This window comes from Segatella copri (assembly GCF_026015295.1).
GTDB lineage: Bacteria > Bacteroidota > Bacteroidia > Bacteroidales > Bacteroidaceae > Prevotella > Prevotella copri_C.
In genome coordinates this window covers 2,083,159-2,102,608 of record NZ_JAPDUW010000001.1, presented here as the reverse complement: position 1 = coordinate 2,102,608, position 19,450 = coordinate 2,083,159, and the positions used below count along the sequence as shown (strand labels likewise).

The 19,450-nt window shown below is 44.6% G+C and carries 14 protein-coding genes and 1 riboswitch; of the genes, 9 read left to right on the top strand and 5 right to left on the bottom strand.

Going from position 1 to position 19,450, the window contains the following annotated elements:
* Positions 1 to 126: 126 nt before the first annotated feature.
* From ONT18_RS08975 to ONT18_RS08960, 4 genes are all read left to right on the top strand, one after another.
* Entirely contained in the window at positions 127 to 1,215 is a 1,089-nt protein-coding gene (locus tag ONT18_RS08975) for a glycerate kinase family protein (RefSeq protein ID WP_264905043.1), read from the top strand.
* Positions 1,216 to 1,266: 51 nt separating this feature from the next.
* Positions 1,267 to 1,905 carry an HAD family hydrolase gene (locus ONT18_RS08970; RefSeq protein WP_264905041.1) on the top strand — a complete coding sequence of 213 codons (639 nt, stop codon included), beginning with the start codon at positions 1,267 to 1,269 and terminating at the stop codon, positions 1,903 to 1,905.
* Between the two features lie 85 nt (positions 1,906 to 1,990).
* Positions 1,991 to 2,210: riboswitch (cobalamin riboswitch) on the top strand.
* A gap of 166 nt (positions 2,211 to 2,376) precedes the next feature.
* Positions 2,377 to 4,422, top strand: a complete 2,046-nt coding sequence (locus ONT18_RS08965; protein ID WP_264905040.1) for a TonB-dependent receptor plug domain-containing protein — start codon at positions 2,377 to 2,379, stop codon at positions 4,420 to 4,422.
* Between the two features lie 40 nt (positions 4,423 to 4,462).
* Positions 4,463 to 5,620 carry a YncE family protein gene (locus tag ONT18_RS08960; RefSeq protein WP_264905039.1) on the top strand — a complete coding sequence of 386 codons (1,158 nt, stop codon included), beginning with the start codon at positions 4,463 to 4,465 and terminating at the stop codon, positions 5,618 to 5,620.
* A 586-nt stretch (positions 5,621 to 6,206) separates the two neighbouring features.
* On the opposite strand, the gene ettA is transcribed toward ONT18_RS08960, so the two are convergent.
* Positions 6,207 to 7,904, bottom strand: coding sequence for an energy-dependent translational throttle protein EttA (gene ettA, locus ONT18_RS08955; protein ID WP_022120190.1), 1,698 nt, complete (start codon positions 7,902 to 7,904; stop codon positions 6,207 to 6,209).
* Between the two features lie 162 nt (positions 7,905 to 8,066).
* On the opposite strand from ettA, the gene ONT18_RS08950 reads away from it, so the two are divergent.
* From ONT18_RS08950 to ONT18_RS08930, 5 genes are all read left to right on the top strand, one after another.
* Complete coding sequence (locus ONT18_RS08950) at positions 8,067 to 8,720, top strand: MgtC/SapB family protein (protein WP_118154115.1); 654 nt, start codon at positions 8,067 to 8,069, stop codon at positions 8,718 to 8,720.
* A 353-nt stretch (positions 8,721 to 9,073) separates the two neighbouring features.
* The gene (locus ONT18_RS08945; protein WP_022459668.1) at positions 9,074 to 10,297 is read left to right on the top strand and encodes a site-specific integrase; all 1,224 of its coding nucleotides are present in this window, start codon (positions 9,074 to 9,076) and stop codon (positions 10,295 to 10,297) included.
* The gene (locus ONT18_RS08940; RefSeq protein WP_038606222.1) at positions 10,294 to 10,668 is read left to right on the top strand and encodes a hypothetical protein; all 375 of its coding nucleotides are present in this window, start codon (positions 10,294 to 10,296) and stop codon (positions 10,666 to 10,668) included. The genes ONT18_RS08945 and ONT18_RS08940 overlap by 4 nt, the downstream gene beginning before the upstream one ends.
* Before the next feature lie 672 nt (positions 10,669 to 11,340).
* Entirely contained in the window at positions 11,341 to 12,393 is a 1,053-nt protein-coding gene (locus ONT18_RS08935) for an IS110 family transposase (RefSeq protein ID WP_007896891.1), read from the top strand.
* A 266-nt stretch (positions 12,394 to 12,659) separates the two neighbouring features.
* On the top strand, positions 12,660 to 13,706 hold the full coding sequence (locus ONT18_RS08930) for an IS110 family transposase (protein ID WP_007896893.1): 1,047 nt from the start codon (positions 12,660 to 12,662) through the stop codon (positions 13,704 to 13,706).
* A gap of 672 nt (positions 13,707 to 14,378) precedes the next feature.
* Here ONT18_RS08930 and ONT18_RS08925 read toward each other — a convergent pair.
* From ONT18_RS08925 to ONT18_RS08910, 4 genes are all read right to left on the bottom strand, one after another.
* Positions 14,379 to 14,912, bottom strand: coding sequence for a hypothetical protein (locus ONT18_RS08925; protein WP_264905038.1), 534 nt, complete (start codon positions 14,910 to 14,912; stop codon positions 14,379 to 14,381).
* Between the two features lie 10 nt (positions 14,913 to 14,922).
* On the bottom strand, positions 14,923 to 17,016 hold the full coding sequence (locus ONT18_RS08920) for an outer membrane beta-barrel protein (protein ID WP_264905037.1): 2,094 nt from the start codon (positions 17,014 to 17,016) through the stop codon (positions 14,923 to 14,925).
* Between the two features lie 409 nt (positions 17,017 to 17,425).
* Positions 17,426 to 18,151, bottom strand: coding sequence for a class I SAM-dependent methyltransferase (locus ONT18_RS08915; RefSeq protein WP_264905036.1), 726 nt, complete (start codon positions 18,149 to 18,151; stop codon positions 17,426 to 17,428).
* Positions 18,152 to 19,432, bottom strand: a complete 1,281-nt coding sequence (locus tag ONT18_RS08910) for an ATP-binding protein (protein ID WP_264905034.1) — start codon at positions 19,430 to 19,432, stop codon at positions 18,152 to 18,154.
* Positions 19,433 to 19,450: the final 18 nt, after the last annotated feature.

The following is a 19,450-nucleotide window of genomic DNA, read 5'->3' as shown; positions in this document are numbered from 1 at the left end:
GCATCTGTTTTTAAAAGTTTTTCCAAAAAAGGTTTGTGGTTTCAGGAATAATGGCTAATTTTGCGGGCTGAAAGGGGAATCGCTTGATAGGCGATGATTCTTGGAATGATATAATATAAATAGGATATGGATAGGAAAAATGATGGTCTCAGACTGATGGATGGGGCTGGATATAAGAAGATAATAATTGCTTGCGACTCTTATAAGGGCTGCCTTTCGAGCAGAGAGGTAAATGAGGCGATTGCTTCGGGAGTGAAGGAATGGAATGCAGATGATGCTTCTCCCGAAATCATTACCCTGGAAATGAGTGATGGGGGAGAGGGAATGCTCGATGCTTTCCTCTCGGCAATGAAGGGAGATCGAGTGAAGATTCATACCCATGATGCGCTGATGAGATGGATTGAGGCGGAATACGGAATCGTGGATGATACGGCGATTATCGAGATTGCGCAGACCGCCGGACTGGCTCTGATTGAGCCTGAACAGCGCAACCCGATGAAGGCTACTTCCTGGGGCGTGGGCGAGATGATAATGAATGCTTATCGCCGGGGCGTGCGACGTTTCATCGTGGGCTTGGGCGGCAGCGCCACATCCGATTGCGGCATCGGAATGCTCAAGGCGATGGGCGACGACTGGAAGAAAATCCGACAGGAATGCAGCTTTGTGCTGGCTTCGGATGTTACCAACTCGCTTTGCGGCGAAAATGGGGCGGCTCATGTCTTTGCGCCTCAGAAGGGAGCTGATGCTAAGATGGTGCAGATGTTGGATGATAGGGCAAGGAAGTTTGCCGAGGTAAGTGCCAAGCATTTCGGATATGATAGAAGTATGGTTCCTGGGGCTGGTGCGGCCGGAGGACTGGGTTATGCTTTCCTGCAATATTTCAATGCAGAGGCTCGTCCAGGGGCTGAACTGCTTTTAGAGAAAATAGAGGTTGATGTGTTCATTCAGGATGCTGATCTCGTGATTACGGGCGAAGGTCATAGCGACCGTCAGACCTTGATGGGGAAGTTGCCGCAAAGAATTCTTGAGCATGTTACCAATCAGAAAATATGGCTAGTATCGGGCGGAGTTAGCGATAGAAAGGCTATGCTGGATGCAGGATTTGATAGAGTTGTTCAGGTTACTCCTGAAGAAATGCCATTGGATGAGGCGATGAAGCCAGAAGTGGCTCGTAATAATATAATAAAGGCAATTCGTGAGCAATTTGCTTTGTAGTTTCAGTTATAATCTGTACCTTTGTGACCGTTTTCAAATAAGGTAAGAATAATGAAGTATATAATTTTTGATTTTGATGGAACCATCGGCGATTCGCAGAGTCTCATCGTGAAGACCTTGCAGGATACGATGCGTGCAAGAAAGCTGGAAGTGAAATCGGAGGAGGCTTGTGCCAAGACCATCGGTCTTCGATTGGATGAGGCCTTCGTTTCGCTCTTTGGAATGAGTGCTGAGGAGGGAATGGAATGTGCAGCAACCTATCGCGAGATTTTCCTGGAGAACAAGAATACGATGATCGTAAAGCCGTTTCCTCATGTGATAGAAACCCTGAGAGAGTTGCATCGCTGTGGGTTTGTATTGGGTATGGCCAGCAGTCGAAATCATTGCTCGCTGGATGGATACGTGCATCAGATGCAGCTGGAGGATATATTCTCTTCCATCGTTGCAGGCGATGATGTGAAGCACGTGAAGCCGGCACCCGATATGGTCTTCAAGGCATTGCAGGAGATGAAGGGAACGGCAGATGAAACCCTTGTAGTGGGCGATATGACCTTCGATGTAGATATGGCGCATCATGCCGGCTGCAAGGCCTGTGCCGTGACTTATGGCAACGGAACCCGCCAGCAGCTCGCCTCTGCTGAATGGATCATCGATGATTTCGCAGAACTCCTGGAAATCGTAAAAGAATAAACTGAACTCTGAATAAAAAGATAATTTTATCCTTGCTGGAATAAAAAAGCGGATAAAGTTATCTTTTTATTCATTTTTTTATAGTACCTTTGCACCCGCAATTGGTTCGCTGCCACCTTCTGCCGCCTCAGGCAGGATGAGTGCGTAGTGATTAAAAGGGAATCGGGTGAGAAGCCCGGACAGTCCCGCTGCTGTAAGCGTCTTATTGCGGCAAGCACCATGGTCACTGACAATTTTTCGGGAAGACCGCTTGCCATGAGTTTGAGGACGCAAGTCAGAAGACCTGCCGTTGCCATCGGAAACAATATGATGAAAGAGTGTCTTTAGGATAAGAGATTCCGATGATTCTATCCAACCCCGTGGGATGGGTTCGTGATGGAGACACAGATAATAATATAAAAGATAGAATGAATGAAGGCATTGAGGATATTTTGTCTCGGTGGCTTGCTACTGTTGTATGCACAAGTGGGTATGGGGCAAGATTCCATTCGTACCGAGCATTTGCAGGAAGTAAAAGTGAATGCTCGGCAGCACCGGATACTTACGAGCACATCGCCTCTCCAACTTTTGGACAAGGGGGATATGTTAAGGCTCGGCGTTACGGATATGGCCGACGCCTTGCACCGAATGCCAGGCATCAATCTGCGCGACTATGGTGGAGCTGGAGGAATGAAGACGGTAGCTGTGCGTGGATTCGGAGCGGGACACACGGGCGTGAGTTACGATGGTGTGCTGCTCAGTGAATGTCAGGGCGGCGAAATTGATGTGTCCCGTTATTCGCTCGACCAGGTGCAGACTTTGCGACTCACCATTGGTGACAACGACGATATTTTCATTTCGGCTCGGCAAGCCTCGGTGGCAGCTTTGCTTGCCATCGAGACTATGAGCGAGATTCCCATCGACAAACAGCCTCACCTCTCTACTCAGTTGCAGGTGGGGTCCTTCGGATATGTCTCGCCTTATCTGCGCTATGTGCAGAGATTGTCAGATAGGTTCACTCTCCAGGCGATGGGTGAGTACACCTATGCCGAAAACGACTATCCTTTCATTTTGCACAATGGTAAATATACTACCCATGAGCGAAGAACCAACAGTCGTATGAACTCGGGGCATGGCGAACTGAATATGCACTGGATGATGGGCAGACGAGCCGATGGTGTGAGCCGGAACCAATTGTGGGCAAAGCTCTACTATTATGACAACGACCGACAGTTGCCTGGCATCGTGAGATATTATACCAATGTAACAGCCGAACAGTTGCACGACCGCAACGCCTTTGCTCAGGCAAGATGGCAAGCCAGAAGTTTTGATGACCATTGGATGCTGAAGGTGCAAGCCAAGATGAACTGGGCGAGCTCTGCCTATCAGGACACGCTCGTGGCAAATCGGCGCAATGATGCTACCTACTGGCAGAGGGAATATTATACTTCGGCAGCACTGATGTGGATGCCGGGGGACGGCTGGGCGGTGGATTACTCTGCCGACTGGATGATGAACTCGCTCAACAGCACTCTCGCCACCGACCTGCGACCTCATCGACATGGCATCCTGCAGTCGCTCTCCGCCCGATATGCGAAGGGAAGATGGGTGGCTCTTACCAGAATGCTGGCTTCGGTTTACCTCAACAGCGTGGGGCGCAAGATAGAGACTCAGCAAGGCAGCGCCAATCCTACCAAAGCAGGACAGGCTGCCAAGGATGCACGCCGGCTTTCTCCATCGCTTTCGCTTTCTTATCGGCTCCTGGGAAATGGTACTGCCAGCGATGAGCTTTATCTCAGGGCTTCGTACAAGGACATCTTCCGGGTTCCTACTTTCAACGAGAACTATTTCTTCCATTATGGAAGTTCAGATCTGAAGCCTGAGAAAACCCGACAGTTGAATGTCGGGCTTACGTGGAAAAAAACTTCTTCAGGAGGTGGGGGAAACGGTGAATCCCTACGTTACAAGGAATGGAATGTTCAAGCAACGCTGGACGGCTACTACAATCGGGTGACCGACAAGATTGTGGGCGTTCCTTACAATATGTTCGTTTGGCGTACTGTGAACTTGGCACGGGTTGATGTCGTTGGCGCGGATGCCTCTTTGCGTGGTATCTGGCAGATGGCTCCGGGGCAGCAACTCTCGCTGCAAGGGTCGTATAGCTACCAGCACGTGGTGAACCATACCGACCGCTCGTCCAAATATTATGGCAATCAAGTAGCCTATATCCCTTTGCACTCGGGCAGTATTGCCTTGGGGTGGGAGAATCCCTGGGTGAATGTCTCGCTCCATGGACAAGGAATGAGCAAGCGATGGGCCAACAACGAGCACTATGACGGCACCGAAGTGGATGGTTACTGGGACATGGGGTTGACGCTCTATCGTCAGCTGGACGGACTGACTCTTTTGGGGAAATCCCTGAGAGGTGTGAAGGTCAGGATGGATGTGAAGAACCTGCTGTCGGAGCAGTATGAACTCGTAGGGCATTATCCGATGCCTCGCCGCAGTTGGATGTTAAGCATCGGGTATAACTTCTAGATAGTAACAAATTAGATTCAAATATAAACAGAAAAAGAAAATGAAAAAGTATTTATTAGGTTTGGCGGTGCTCTTGATGGGTACTGCAGTGATGACATCATGTAGCGACGACAACGATGGTCCTAAGACTTATCTCCAGGAGTACAGCACGGGCGCTTATGTCGTGAATTCAGGTAACATGTATAACAAAATTGAGAGCTCTCTCACAGCTATCGACTATGCTTCAAGCACAGCCACACAGAAAGTATTCAAGGCTGCTAACGGTCGTTCGCTCGGTAATACTGCCAATGATGGCATCGTATATGGCAACAAGATTTATCTCGCCGTAGATCAGAGCAACACCATCGAGGTAATCGACAAGAAAACCAAGCAGAGTATCAAGCAAATCAAGACTACAGACCTGCTGGGCAAAGCCGAGGGTGCTGAGCCTCGCCATATCATCGCTGACGGTGGCAAGGTTTATTTCACCACATACGGTGGCTATGTAGCTGCCGTGGACACCACAGATTTTGCTCTTCAGAAGAAGTGGAAGGTGGGCAACTATCCTGAGGGCTTGGTCTTCGGCAATGGCAATCTCTACGTTGCCAACAGTAACTATGCTGCTGGTGGTGGCAACATCTCTTGCATCAATCTTTCCAACGACAATGTAGAGACTAAGAATATCGAGGGCGTGAACAATCCTACCAGCATCTATTATGCTGCTGGTCTTTTGTATGTTCTCGACAACCAGTATTATGATGCTTCTTATAATGCTTATGGCGAGAATGCCCTACGTGCAGTGAGTTTCGCCGAGGGCAAGTCACAGAAGGTGGCAGATGGCAACTATGCTGTATGCGTAACCACTGGTGCTGCAACAACACGCGATGTGGAGGTGGTTCGTCCTCATTTCTTCGTGCTCAATGCACCTTATGGCGGAACTCCTAGCGTGAGTGTGCTCGTAGTAGGAAGTACGCAAGCACAGACGATGACGCTCTCAGAGATGCCTGTGAGCCCATGCGGTATCTTCGCCGACCCATTGAATGGTCATATCTTCGTGCTCTCTTATAGATTGGGCGATAAAGGCAATCCCGACTATAATGGTAACGGCTATGTAGTGGAGTATGACAGAGCTGGTCAGAAGCAGCATGAGTATGAGACTGGCGTAGGTTCTTGCGCTATGTTCTTTGACTCTGCCTACAAGACTGCATACACAGAATAAAATGTCGCGAGACCGATGATTATATGATTCATCCAATCCATGGGGAAGTGTCGTTTCGGCGCTTCCCTTTTTTTTGTGTCGGGCATGCTGTTTTATATATATTTTTTTGCGTCAAAGAATTGCCATATTGCCATATAGATAGGTTATTTCTTTGATTACGAATGTGTTATGTGTATGGCAATTCTCTGTTCTTCGGTTTTATCTGCCATATATTGCCATAAAAACCAGCGAAATATAGGTGTCTTAGAGGGATTTTGGGGTGAAAACTAAGAGAGCATTGAGCAAAAATCCTTTTTTTCGGTTCAATGCTTGGCTTTTTCATTTGTTTTTTTGCAATTTAACTGACGACATAGAAGAAATTACGTCCCGACGTAGCATCTGATACGTCCCGACGTAATAATCGTTATGTCCCGACGTACAGCCAGATACGTCGCGACGCAGTTTTCTGAACGTCCTGGTTGCATCTGGTAAAGCTTTTGAAAACGGCTGCATAGAAACAAAAAAGGTGTGTCTTAAGGCAAAGACACACCTTTTCTTTTGTTTTTTATTGTTTCAGAACCGAGTCCTTCTTATCTTTTTCGAAACTTTATTCCTCCATCAACTTGCGATAGCGACCCTTCTTGATCTCTGTATCTCCAAGACGGCGCGCCTTGTTGATTTCATACTCAGAATAGCTGCCCTCAAAGAAGAAGACCTCCCCATTGCCCTCGAAGGCAAGAATGTGGGTACAGATACGGTCGAGGAACCAGCGGTCGTGGCTGATAACCACCGCACAACCGGCAAATGCCTCCAAACCTTCCTCCAAGGCACGCAGCGTGTTCACGTCGATATCGTTGGTAGGCTCATCGAGGAGCAATACGTTGCCTTCCTGCTTCAATGCCAATGCCAACTGCAGACGGTTGCGCTCACCACCCGAGAGTACGCTGCAGAGCTTGCTCTGGTCGGTGCCCGAGAAATTGAAGCGGCTGATGTAAGCACGTGCATTCACATCTCTGCCACCCAGACGCAAGGTCTCGTTGCCCTGAGAAATCACCTCGTAAACGGTCTTTTGTGGGTCGATGTCCTTGTGCTGCTGGTCAACATAAGCCAGCTTCACGGTCTCACCAACCTCGAATGTACCGCCATCAGCCTGATCCAAGCCCATAATGAGGCGGAAGAGGGTAGTCTTGCCGGCTCCGTTAGGACCAATCACACCTACGATGCCGTTAGGAGGAAGCATGAAGTTGAGATCGTTGAAGAGAACTTTCTCGCCGAACGCCTTCTTCACATGCTGAGCCTCAATCACCTTGTTACCCAGACGAGGACCGTTAGGGATGAAGATTTCCAGCTTCTCCTCGCGCTCCTTCTGCTCCTGGTTGAGCATCTGCTCGTAAGAGTTCAGACGAGCCTTACCCTTAGCCTGACGGGCCTTAGGTGCCATGCGAACCCATTCCAACTCGCGCTCCAATGTCTTGCGGCGCTTAGAGGCAGTCTTCTCCTCCTGAATCATTCGCTTGGTCTTCTGGTCGAGCCATGAAGAATAGTTGCCCTTCCATGGAATACCCTCGCCACGGTCCAACTCCAGAATCCACTCGCTCACGTCGTCGAGGAAGTAGCGGTCGTGGGTTACGGCGATTACGGTACCCTCATACTGCTGCAGGTGCTGCTCCAGCCAGTCGATGCTCTCAGCATCCAGGTGGTTGGTAGGCTCATCGAGCAGGAGTACATCCGGCTTCTGCAGGAGCAGGCGGCAGAGAGCCACGCGGCGGCGCTCACCACCCGAGAGATTGGTAACAGACCAATCACCAGGAGGACAATGCAGGGCAGCCATCGCACGCTCCAGCTTGGAGTCGATGTTCCAGGCATCGGTTGCATCAATGATATCCTGCACCTCTGCCTGACGCTGCATCAGCTTGTCCATCTTATCAGGGTCTCCGTAATATTCTTCGAGACCGAATTTGTTGTTGATGTCCTCGTATTCAGCGAGTGCATCATAGATTTTCTGCACACCCTCCATCACGTTTTCCTTCACGGTCTTGTTCTCGTCGAGCGGAGGATCCTGAGGCAAGTAGCCCACAGAGTAGCCTGGGCTCCAAACCACCTCACCCTGGGTAGGTTGCTCAAGTCCTGCGATGATTTTCATCAACGTAGATTTACCGGCACCGTTCAAACCGATGATACCGATTTTTGCTCCGTAGAAGAACGATAGGTAGATGTTCTTCAGAATCTGCTTCTGGTTTTGTGGGATAATCTTAGATACGCCCACCATTGAGAAGATGATCTTCTTGTCGTCAACTGTTGCCATGTATATAAATAAATGTGTATTTGTGAATAAATTGCCGAAATAGGCACTAACAGTTGCAAAGATACATTATTTTTTTGAAATTCTCGCCTTTCTTTCCAAGAAAAGTTGTATATTTGCAATTAAATGATTTTTTTGTTGATTAATTAAAGAAAGGACAATAATATGGATGCAACCTATATTGATCTTACCATTCGTCTGTCTCTCGCCCTGCTTTTAGGAGGTGCGATAGGCATTGAGCGAGAATATCGTGCCAAGGAGGCAGGTTTCCGTACTCACTTTCTCGTGGCATTGGGAAGTGCGCTTTTCTGTGTCGTTTCCCAGTATGGATTCGGAATTGACTTAAAGGATTCTTCGCGTGTGGCTGCGCAGGTGGTTTCGGGCATTGGATTTCTGGGCGCCGGAACGATTATCTTCCAGAAGAACGTGGTGAGAGGATTGACTACTGCTGCAGGCTTGTGGGTGACGGCAGCCATCGGTCTGGCGTGCGGTACGGGAATGTATGTGGCTGCAGCTATTACCACGGCGATGGTGTTGCTGGGACTGGAAGTATTGAACTACTGGATTCCACAGTTGGGAACAACTACCATCGACTTGACCTTCACCGCGCCATCTCGTGAAAGCGTGAAGGAATTTATCAGGCAAATCAAGCAGAAAGGTCTGGAAGTTCATTCCTATGAGTTGAAAGAGCGCCGCTACTCGAAGGAGGAATTCCTGGAAGCGAACATAGAAATCAAGGCGAAGCGCGATTTCCACACCATGGAGATTCTTGATTACATGAACGAGTTCTCAGATGTCACGATTTCAACGATAAGATAAAATAGGTTAGGAGGAAAAAAGTGAAGGAGCCAAGAACATTTGTCTTAGCTCCTTCACTTTTTTATGATGTTTTTCGGAAAAAGAATGACTAAAAAAGCAAAAAATAGCAGATTTGAGCTTTTGTTTTGAGTTTCAAGTGGTTGTGGCAGTCGTTGGCTTTTTGTGGCATTCGTGAGGAAATGCGAAAATGGCGGATTTGAGAAGTAGAAACGCTTTCAAGTCATTACCTCAAAGAAACGCTCTAATAAGCATTTTTAACGGCTTCGGTTTTTACTTCTCAATTCTGCACAGGTTGTGAATTTGCCATGCAACTCTCATGATTTAATTTTGCACAGAACAAAAAGCAAGGAATTATGAGAAGTACATTCAAGACAGTCTTCTATGTAAACGGAAGCAAGGAGAGAAACGGAATTGTCCCTATCATGGGACGTGTGACAATCAACGGAACTATCGCACAGTTCAGTTGCAAGCTGAGCGTGACCAAGGCGATATGGGATGCCAAGGGCAACAGAGCCAAAGGCAGAAGCAAGGAAGCCAATGAGGTGAACTTTGCGCTTGATAACATCAAGGCTCAAATCGCTAAGCATTACCAACGGCTTTCCGACCGTGAGGCGTTCGTTACCGCTGAAATGGTGAGAAACGCATATCAAGGCATAGGTACGGAGTATGAGACATTACTCAGAGCTTTTGACAAGGAGAACGCAGCCTTTGCCCAACGCGTGGGAAAAGACCGAGCTGTCCGAACCTACCGCAAGTATCTGACGGTAAGAAAGTACGTTGCCGAGTTCATCAAATTTCAGTACAAGCGCAGCGATATGTCCATGAATGAGCTTACCGAGGAGTTCATCCGTGATTTTTGTCTGTATTTGAAGAATGTCATTGGACTCACGCAATCTACCATTTGGATATACTCCATACCATTGAAGCATATCGTCACGGCAGCACACTACAACGGCAAGATACAGAGAAATCCGTTTGCCATGTACCACGTTGACCCAGACCACAAGGAGCGTGAGTTCTTGACAGAGGAAGAATTGGACATATTTGCAGGAATAGAGTTGGAAAATCCCAACTTTGCTTTTGCGAGAGACTTGTTTATGTTTGGTTGTTGGACAGGTATCTCTTTCGTTGACATCAAGAATCTTACAGAGGACAATGTTGCCATTATAAGTGGGTCTCCATGGATAGTTTCTCAGCGTCAAAAGACAGGCGTACCATTCAAAATTAAACTGATAGATGCAGCCATACAGATAATTGAACGTTACAAGCCATTGAGAAAAGATATGCACTTGTTTAATATTGGCTCACTTGACATGGTAAACAAGCGTATAAAGAAAGTGGCAAAAATGTGTGGCATCAAGAAGCGAATTTCATTTCATGTCTCCCGGCATTCGTTCGCAGTTTTGGCTTTAAACTACGGTATGCCGATAGAGAGTGTAAGCAAGATACTGGGACATACGGACATCGCCACAACACAAATTTACGCAAAGGTGACAAGTACTAAATTGGAGCATGACATATCAGCTTTTGAAAGTCGAATCAAGGGGCATATGCCGACAATGGGGGGAATGGCATGAAAAGGACTGTAATCACCGTGGACGGAAATGGAATGTTATCCATTCCGTCCAACTTGCAAGACTTGTGGATGAGTGAGGGTGAATTGGTTGATATGCTTCATGTCACCGCCATGAAACTCCATGCTGTGATAAGGTCAATATACAAGGATGGTTTATTGACGGTGTCGGAAGTCCAACAGAAACAGGAAACTTCCAATGGCATTTGGCAAACGTTGTATGGCTTTCCGATGATTGTTGCCCTTTGCTTCCGTATAAACTCATACGGGGCAGCTCGGTTTCGTGCCACCATCTTCAAGAGATTGTACGGGGCAAAAGAGAAAAGTAGTGTCATTATCCTACAACTCAATAGAAGAACAACCGCCTTTAGTTGAATGTCCTCTTGCTTGTTTGTTGGCTTGGCGCTGTCGTACTGTCGTGAATAAGTACTGAAGCATAAGCATGACATTCTTACTTGTAGGGGGATGAGTTCTGTTCATAAAAATGACGGACAAAACACCCCTTATTTTTGTTGAATTGTTGAATATGATGAAAGAAGTATTGAACATCAGGCATTTACGGCTCAACATATTCTCAACAAATCTCTCAACAAAAGAAAGATAATGTTGAAAAGAGAAAACCATGAACACCATTCCTTTCTTTCTTTTTTGCCCAGTAATTTGTTGTGTAGAGCTATTTGTTGAGAGTTTGTTGAGGGTATAAGTGGTTGGTTCTCATAAAGATAACACCTATCTTCAACAATTCAACGTTTTACATGCCCTCACTTGGTACGCTGTAAAATGTGCTTGTGGATTAATTGGCAACCGCTCTATTCTCCGAAATGGTTGCAGCAACGTTTCTTGGAGGCTTTGCGCCTCCAGCCACTTGGGCGAACCTCCGCAGTGTTTTAGCTTTTACCTTTGCACCCAGGAATCAAGTTAGGATATTTGGTTAATGGGTGTTAAGGTGAACTATCTTTCTTTCAAGGTATGCCCTTTCTCATGTCATAGTCCTTATATAATCCAGCCAACTTTCTTGATTCCATTTAACTATTAAATGTCAAAATTATGGATAAAGAACTTTACATAGGCGTGGATGTCTCAAAGCAGACTCTCGACCTTGCTTATTATGACGGAGAAAGCATTGATTGGAAGAAAGCCCATATAAAGGTGAGCAACAACAATGCAGGTTTCAAGAAAATTGGTTCATGGGTGGCAAAGGTAAGCAAGGGGTTTGATATAGTCTTGTTCTGTATGGAATATACAGGACTTTACACCCAAAACTTTAGACTGTGGTTGGAAGAGAAACATTATATTTATAGGATGGTGGAACCTCGCAAGATGCATCGCTTTGAGCCAGACTTGGATGATGGACTGCGTTCGCTCGACCGCATCAAGACTGACGAGCTTGATTCTTTCCGCATAGCCATTTACTGTGAGCAGAACCACAGAAAGATTCTTCGCAACCCATCAAAACTTCCTTCTCCTGTATATTTTAAGTTGAAGAGGCTTTTGGCGGAACGCAAGCAGACAGTCAAGCAGTCAGTCCTTTACAAGCAGCAGCTTCATGATATATGTGCGTATGACACAGATTTGTCTGTGGAACGTAAGAATGGGCAACTTAAAACGCTCAATGATGCACTTAAAGGCATAGACAATGAAATTGACATGTACATAAAAGAAGATGCGGACATCAGCAAGAACTTTTCCCTGCTGACATCAATACCTGGTATTGGGCGTGTTGTCGCACTTGAAACCATTGTCTTGACCGAAAACTTCATGGCAATAGATAACCCACGTAAATACGCTTGCTATATTGGTGTCGCTCCTTTCAAGAAAGAATCTGGTACATCTGTGAGAAAAGGCTCGTCAGTCTCTAAGAAAGGTTTTAAACAGGCAAAGGCAGATTTGTCCATTGCCTGTTTGGTTTGCATGCAGCACATTCCGAACATCAGAGATTACTGGGAACGCAAGAGAAAGGAGAAATGCAGTGGAATAGTGTTTAATGCAATCAAGTTTAAGATGATACTCCGTATGTTTGCCGTTATAAAACGAGGTACTCCGTATGTGGAGACGGACAATTATCGAAATGGGAAAAACAAGCAACCAGGAGTGAACTAACAGTGTTTTAAGACCATCACTATACCATGATAGAGTCTCTTGGTTGCTTTTGGCACTACCTTTGCGAGGAATCCTCAAAAGGAAGGAACTCCAGACAGAGGTAGTGAACTTTTTAATCTTAGGCAAAGCCCTTTCCCTTGATATAGTCTCCTCTGCCCGAAATGTCAGACTCAGTGCCTTTTAGGGAATTAGCTGTCCGTCCCAGCTTTTAAAAGATTTGGCTTATCCTGACATAGAGAGTTCCTTTCGTAAAGCGGTGCAAAGATATGAAAAATAAATCATTTGTAGGCATTGACATCTCTAAAAATGTCATAGATGTATCTATATTTCGTGAGGACACCAACATCAAAATGTTCCCTCATGAGGTGTTCAACAACACTCGCAAGGGATTTGGCGATATGTGCTCATGGCTCAAAAAGAGCCGTGTGGTACTTTCCCAAGCCCTGTTTGGCATGGAATTTACAGGTTGCTACTCCTTGGACTTGGAAAAATTCCTCACGTCCAAGAATTACTCTTTCTGTATGCTTAGTACACGTATAGTAAAACATCATCCTATGGGGACAATAGATAAGCGAGACAAGAATGACTCTGCAAAGATAGCTGACTTCCTCTATCGTTATGATGGCACGGAATGTGCCAAGCCATACAAGTTGCCAAGCAAGGCTATGCAACAATTGAAGCAACTTGTCAATGAGCGTAAGTTCCTTGTGGAGCAACGGACAAACTTTATGAACCGAATGCAGATGTTTGAAACGAAAGAGGATTCTGCCATGTATGAGAGCTACATTAAAAAGCTCAATCATGACATTGAGAAGATAGATCAGGAAGAGTGTGAATTAATGTCCAAGGAGGAAGATGTCTTTGACACTTTTCAGAATCTGTTGACGATACCAGGAATTGGTTTTGTCAATGCAACAAACATAATTGCCATCACACGAAACTTTACCGCTTTTGACACAGCTCGGCAATATGCGAGATATGTTGGCGTAGCTCCATGCAGTCACACTTCTGGTACCAGTGTGAAATGGCGTGCCCGACCTTCCGCACACTGTAACGGTCAAGTGAAAGCTGACCTGTCTATGGCGGCATTGAGAGCTGTTGAGTACGATGTGGAAATGCAAATGTTTTATAATCGAAAGTTAGGAGGCAGAAAAGATTCTGATACTAAGCGTAAGGCATTGAATGCCGTCAAGTTTAAGCTCATTTGCAGAATGTTTGCCATAGGCAAGCAAAAGAGAAAATGGGAAGTGTTGAACACCTCTGACGACAGAAAGAACTTACATATTGAAAAGTCCAAAGCAAGTGAACTATGACAATGTACCATTGTCTCTTATAGTCTTGTGAGGACAGATACGGATAACTAATTAGGAATCGAGCAAAAAGCTATTAAAAGAAAGAGTTCCGTATCGTTTTTTTTGTAACAGAAAAGTCAAAAAATGTCTTCTTCTGCTACAGGGGTAGGTATGACTATATGCTTTCTGGGGGCTATTTTGCTTATTTTAACACAAAAAAGCTCTCAAAAATTTGGTGATGTCTTAGGAATCATGGCATTAGATTTATGCAGACTATACCGAGGACACACAGCACACTCGGCATAGTTCACAAAGGAAATCAACAACACACAACTGAAACACTTGGCAAGTTTCACACTGAAAATATCACCTTTTCCTTTGCAAACTCCATGTACAAAGTAGCTTGTGTCTGTGACCTTGTTCTTTCAATGTGGCAGCTTTGATGTTTGGCGTAAATTGAGAGAATTAAGGTCTGCAACCTTGGGCATGGAAAGCCGAAAGGCAAATATCTCGTCTTTTGTTCTTAGAGGAGGGAGCGAGGTTATGTTTTGGAAACCCCAAAACTCCTCGCTCCACCATGAGGGCGGAGAAATTTTGCTCCCGATGGTCGCAGAAAGTGAGTGTACCAACTGTAAGCAGTATATCGAATGGCAAACATACAGAAACAAGACTATTCTTTGCGGAAATGCTACATTAAGACAAAGAATGCTTCCTTTTTATTTTCATCAATATCTGCCTTTTTGCGGAAGCTAATCCTGGGGATAGGGCCTCTTGTTCCAACATGTCCAATGCCATCTTTAACTCGCTGAGAAGTTCGGGATAATACTTCATTTGCCCATAAGCAAGCTTCATGCAATAGGCTCGTATAGCATAGGGTTGAGCGCAAGCGGTAATCTTGCTTACACAGAAGTCTATGAAATCCGAGCGGAGGAATTCTTCTTCAAACGGTTGGCGTAAGAGAAGATTGAGCATTAGACGGCGTTTCCCAACATGCTCTTCCTTCATCACTCGGTCAATCAGCTCGTCATGTTTGCAATAAAGCCACTCATTATTGGCTAAGTCGAAATTTGATAGAACATGCAGTGCATTGAATGCTACTCGGTTGTCCTCATCGAAAGTGAGCCGATAGAGTTCTTCCTTTCGGTGATTGTTCTCTTCGCCTTGGGTGAGAAAGCATAGCTCATGGATGTTATCCATGCTAATTCTACCAATTAGTTTTTGTTTCATATCATGCGGCTTAGTGTCCCATTCTTGATGTATCAACTGCTTTTACTTTTTTTTCTTTATAGCCACCGAACTTATAAATAACAGCAAAAGTAGCAGTAGCCCAATTGTTGTTAATTTTCATACGGTAATCTTGATTACCTTGTACGGAACGAGTGTCTGCCTTGTTGTTGAAGATGTTGCTGCCATTTATGCGCAATCCCCATTTCCCATCATGTGAAGTCCATTGTAACTTGGCATTCATTCTAAAGATAGGACTTACATCATAAACACCTTGTATTACTTTTGACTGAAAGAAAGGGTTGAGTATAAGGCGTAAGTCTTGTGTGCTGCAAAGTTTTATAGATGCAGTACCTCCAAGTGCTGCCGTCAGCTTCTTGCGGTTGAATGGCAAATCGAAGAAATGGTCACTTTTGGCATGTTTATAGATTCCTACAGCAAACACATTACCGTTGAGCCATTTGCCAGCACTGAATATTGCAGAGGCTTGCAATCCAAAGCTATTCTCATAGTTGAAGTTGGTTTCCTTCAATATTACCGCCATACGGTCTGTTGGTTGGTACGGTAACTGCACAGAATAATCAGGTTTCAGACTTGCAAAAGCCATCAGCGTATAACGTCTTTTAATCTGCCACATAAGGTTGACATTGTAATAAGAGTATGGTTTCAAATCAGGATTGCCATGTATCTCGGTATATGCCGATGAGTAAAATACACTGCTCATTGTTGACCAATAGCTCGGAAATTCAGAATTGGAACTGAATGACAAGTTGAGTAAATGGTTCTCGTTGATATTCCACAGGGCATTGAGTGACGGATATATGCGCCATTTGTCCCATATCGGTGAATGGTATTGTTCGGCTGCTGCGGATACTTCAAGACTAATTGCCTTGTTTATCTGTTTGCTGAAACCTGCGTATATATTCCAAATACGTTCGTTGATGTCCACACTGCTTGTTGCATTAGGCAGAATGTTACCCTCTTTGTCGATGGTGTTCTGATAACTCTTGTTGCTTGTGAATTGTCCCTTTACACCATACGACAATCCCCAACCATGTGTAAAAGAATGGTTTTGGTCGGCTGCGAACATCCATTTGCTGATAGTCTGTTCACTGCCACTTGTAAGGTTGCGTTCCGTTTCTGTCGTATTTTCATCTGCATACATCGTACCGTCAAGTTTTTGTTGTTGAGGGGTACGATAGTTAGTGTACGAACCACTAATGTTAAGTCCAAAAGGAAGTGAGTAGTTTACATCAACATTGTGCAGATACACATGAGTGTCGTAATGCATTCCGCTTACACTTGAACCTGTAGTGTGATTGTTGGAGCAAGACTTTTGCCATTTTCCCGTATAGGCAATGTCAAGTCGATGGTTCTTGCTAAATGCATAATTCATACCAAGTCGGTAGTCATGAGCAATACCAAATGATTTCTGCCACGTTTCATCGTTGTAGTGAATACGCCCGTTATCCAATGGATGGTTGGCTATGCGTGAAGATTCACCATATGAATTGCCGTCAATAAATTGATATTGTGCATCCATTCCAAATTTGCCCCTCTGCATGGAAAGATAGAAATCTCCAAACTCTCTGGAATATTTGTTTTGCTGTAATCCTCCATTTATCTGTCCCGACAACTGATTTTTCCCTGCATAATCTTTCGTGACGATATTTATAGCCATGCCACGAACATGATAACGTGCAGGAGCAGCAAGCATCACCTCTGCTTTAGCCAACTGTGCAGCAGGCATCGCTTTCAATCTGTCTGCAAGCTGTTCTTGCGTTAAAGTGGTCGCCTGTCCGTTGATGATAAGCGTCACCTCGTTGCCGGAAAACTTGATGCCACCATCAGCATCACTAACACCAGGAATACGTGTAAGAGCCTCATAGGCATTGTCGGCAGGTAGTTGCTTCATGAGTAACGGCATGTTATAGGATAACATACCTCGCTCAGCCTTGACGATAGGGCGCGAACCTTTGACCATTATTTCGGGAAGGTTGTGCATCATGTTCTCCATTGTGAGCGAATCATTCTGCGTCTGAGTTTGAGCTTTCACGTTAGCAACTGAAAGCAGAAATAATCCTAAAAGGAATACTTTATTGTCCATATTTTACCTTTCTAATCTACATTCTCTTTCTATAACTTTCAAAAGTACGAAAAAAAATCCATAAACGAGAACGTTTTGCTTTGTATTGTAGGAATGAGGACGACATTTAACATTTCTCTTACTTTTAATGCCGTATATGAAATTTATCTATGCTGCATAGACAATGTGTTGCTACATTTGGAATAAGCACACTTCCAACCCAAAATTAATAATCTATAAAAACAAAGCAAAAAGTGTCGTTTTTCAGATTTTAGGTTTAACTTTGCATCCGAAAAGAGTTGTTTGGCAAGCAAGGCAAACTTATGTAGAATGTAGAAGTTAAAACTATTGCCAAGTCATTACCTCTATTGAGGAAAGACACTCATAAATCGCTCATTTTAAGCTATTCAGAAGATTTTAGCAGAATTTTTTAGAAAAACCTCGCCAGATAGTCGTAGTGTTCGCCTTCTGCCACGAGTTCGCCATGCATACCGCAGGTTTCGGCGATGGATTTGAGCAATGGAAAATCTACGTAGAGCCAGTCGAAACAGTCTCCCTTAATGTCTTTGTAAATCATCTGATAATCCACTTCACCATAGTAGGCACCATTCAGATTGATGTCGAAACTTCCGTCTTCATTTTCGTAGATATATTTGAGGTCGGAGGAATCGATAAGAATCTGTCCGCCTGGATTCAGCAACGCCTTCAGGCGCTGGAAGAGGGCAGGGAGATGTTCTATCTTTCCGGCGATACCCGTTCCGTTCATCAGGAGGAGGATGGTATCGAACCCTGTTTCCAGATGTTCATCGAAAAGATTGATGCATTCCGCATCCTTTACTCCTCTCAGTTCCATCGCTTCGCAGCTCAGAGGAGAAATATCAATGGCTTTTACCTCCAAGCCCTTCTCCTGCAAGGCGAGCGTATGGCAGCCGCTGCCGGCTCCGATATCCAGTACACGTCCTTTTGTGAGTTGCAAGGCCTTCTGCTCCAGCATCGGCATCTCCTCAACTTTTCTGAAGAGATGTTTCACCGGCATTTCGTCCTCTTCGAACATAGAAGAGAGCACACGTAATCTTCCTGCTCTTCCCGATTTCTGATAATCAAGGATAGCGGCACCCATCGGGTCTTTGTCTTTTGATAATATCTTTGTATTCATTTATTTTGCAATTTTTGTATCGAGTAACCATTTCCATACAGGTATTACTTCGATATTCAATCCTTTTAGTTCTATATTTTCTTCTAATTCATATGTAAGAATGATAAGTCTTTTGCAATCAAGTACTTTTGATAGTTTGATAAGTGCAGTTGATTCTCTTTCCCAAGTTTCAACAGACTTTTTGGGGTTGTAGCTTACCTGTATGGCAGTTGCGGCATCTGGTATGTAAAAATCTACTTCCACGTTCTTGTTGTAAAAGAACACTTGCTCTTCCAGTCCATATCTTCGAAGTAGCTCCATCGCAACCATATTCTCCAATAATGATGTGTCAACATCCATGGCAAGTATACTGATGATGCCGTTGTCCACAAAATAGTATTTGGGATTGGTCTCACGTTGAGTGAGATTGTCGGCAATATTCTTGATGGGATAAACCAAGAATGCATCTTTAGAGTACTCAAGATAGTTAATGAGTGTAGGTTTGCTTAGTTTTGCACCTGTAGATGCTATTATATTTGTGAGACGTGTAAAAGAAATCGGTTGCTTTACACTTTCTGCCAATTTTCTGAATAGAACTCGAAGAGAAAATTGATTTTCAATTTTGTTACGAGAAGCAATGTCTCCTAGGTAAATCTTTTGATATACACTATTGATATAATCTCTTTTTGATGCTAGTCTTGCTCCTTCTGGGAAACCGCCAAAACGGAAATAATTAGTAAAATGTCGTTGTACTTCAGCTCTTCCAAAGGTGGTTGCGAGAGTATTTGAATCATAAGACACTTCATTGGCTTGGAGAAATTCGGGAAAACTATATGGCATGATGTGTTTGGTGATATAGCGTCCTCCTAAAGTTGTTGCTACATCACTGCCAAGCATCTTTGCATTGCTGCCTGTAATATAGACTCTGTATTTGTTGTCTGCCAATCGGCGTGCGAATTTTTCCCAACCGTTGATGTTTTGTATTTCATCAAGAAATAGAATAGGACGTTCTTTTGACATCATACCATGAACTTCAAGGATAAGATTAAGTTCTTGTGCAGTCATCCCCATCAGACGTTCATCCTCAAAATTGATGTAGAGCATGGAGTCCCAGGTGATTCCCCGTTTCAGGTTTTGTTGAATCTGCTGATAGAGCATGAAAGATTTGCCAGCTCGTCTGACGCCAATCAGAACATAGTTGGCAAAATCTTCCATCTGAAAGTTTCTTGGAACGACATGTTGTAATTCTACTTCTTTTCTGTTCTCCAAGAGTATTTCTCTGATTACTTCTTTTTGTATCATAGCTCAATATTGTTTAAT

Bases quoted from the DNA above. Each gene is read 5' to 3' on its own strand.
- ONT18_RS08975 (WP_264905043.1), top strand. From the start codon at position 127: ATGGATAGGAAAAATGATGGTCTCAGACTGATGGATGGGGCTGGATAT.
- ONT18_RS08970 (WP_264905041.1), top strand. From the start codon at position 1,267: ATGAAGTATATAATTTTTGATTTTGATGGAACCATCGGCGATTCGCAG.
- ONT18_RS08965 (WP_264905040.1), top strand. From the start codon at position 2,377: ATGGGGCAAGATTCCATTCGTACCGAGCATTTGCAGGAAGTAAAAGTG.
- ONT18_RS08960 (WP_264905039.1), top strand. From the start codon at position 4,463: ATGAAAAAGTATTTATTAGGTTTGGCGGTGCTCTTGATGGGTACTGCA.
- ettA (WP_022120190.1), bottom strand. From the start codon at position 7,904: ATGGCAACAGTTGACGACAAGAAGATCATCTTCTCAATGGTGGGCGTA.
- ONT18_RS08950 (WP_118154115.1), top strand. From the start codon at position 8,067: ATGGATGCAACCTATATTGATCTTACCATTCGTCTGTCTCTCGCCCTG.
- ONT18_RS08945 (WP_022459668.1), top strand. From the start codon at position 9,074: ATGAGAAGTACATTCAAGACAGTCTTCTATGTAAACGGAAGCAAGGAG.
- ONT18_RS08940 (WP_038606222.1), top strand. From the start codon at position 10,294: ATGAAAAGGACTGTAATCACCGTGGACGGAAATGGAATGTTATCCATT.
- ONT18_RS08935 (WP_007896891.1), top strand. From the start codon at position 11,341: ATGGATAAAGAACTTTACATAGGCGTGGATGTCTCAAAGCAGACTCTC.
- ONT18_RS08930 (WP_007896893.1), top strand. From the start codon at position 12,660: ATGAAAAATAAATCATTTGTAGGCATTGACATCTCTAAAAATGTCATA.
- ONT18_RS08925 (WP_264905038.1), bottom strand. From the start codon at position 14,912: ATGAAACAAAAACTAATTGGTAGAATTAGCATGGATAACATCCATGAG.
- ONT18_RS08920 (WP_264905037.1), bottom strand. From the start codon at position 17,016: ATGGACAATAAAGTATTCCTTTTAGGATTATTTCTGCTTTCAGTTGCT.
- ONT18_RS08915 (WP_264905036.1), bottom strand. From the start codon at position 18,151: ATGAATACAAAGATATTATCAAAAGACAAAGACCCGATGGGTGCCGCT.
- ONT18_RS08910 (WP_264905034.1), bottom strand. From the start codon at position 19,432: ATGATACAAAAAGAAGTAATCAGAGAAATACTCTTGGAGAACAGAAAA.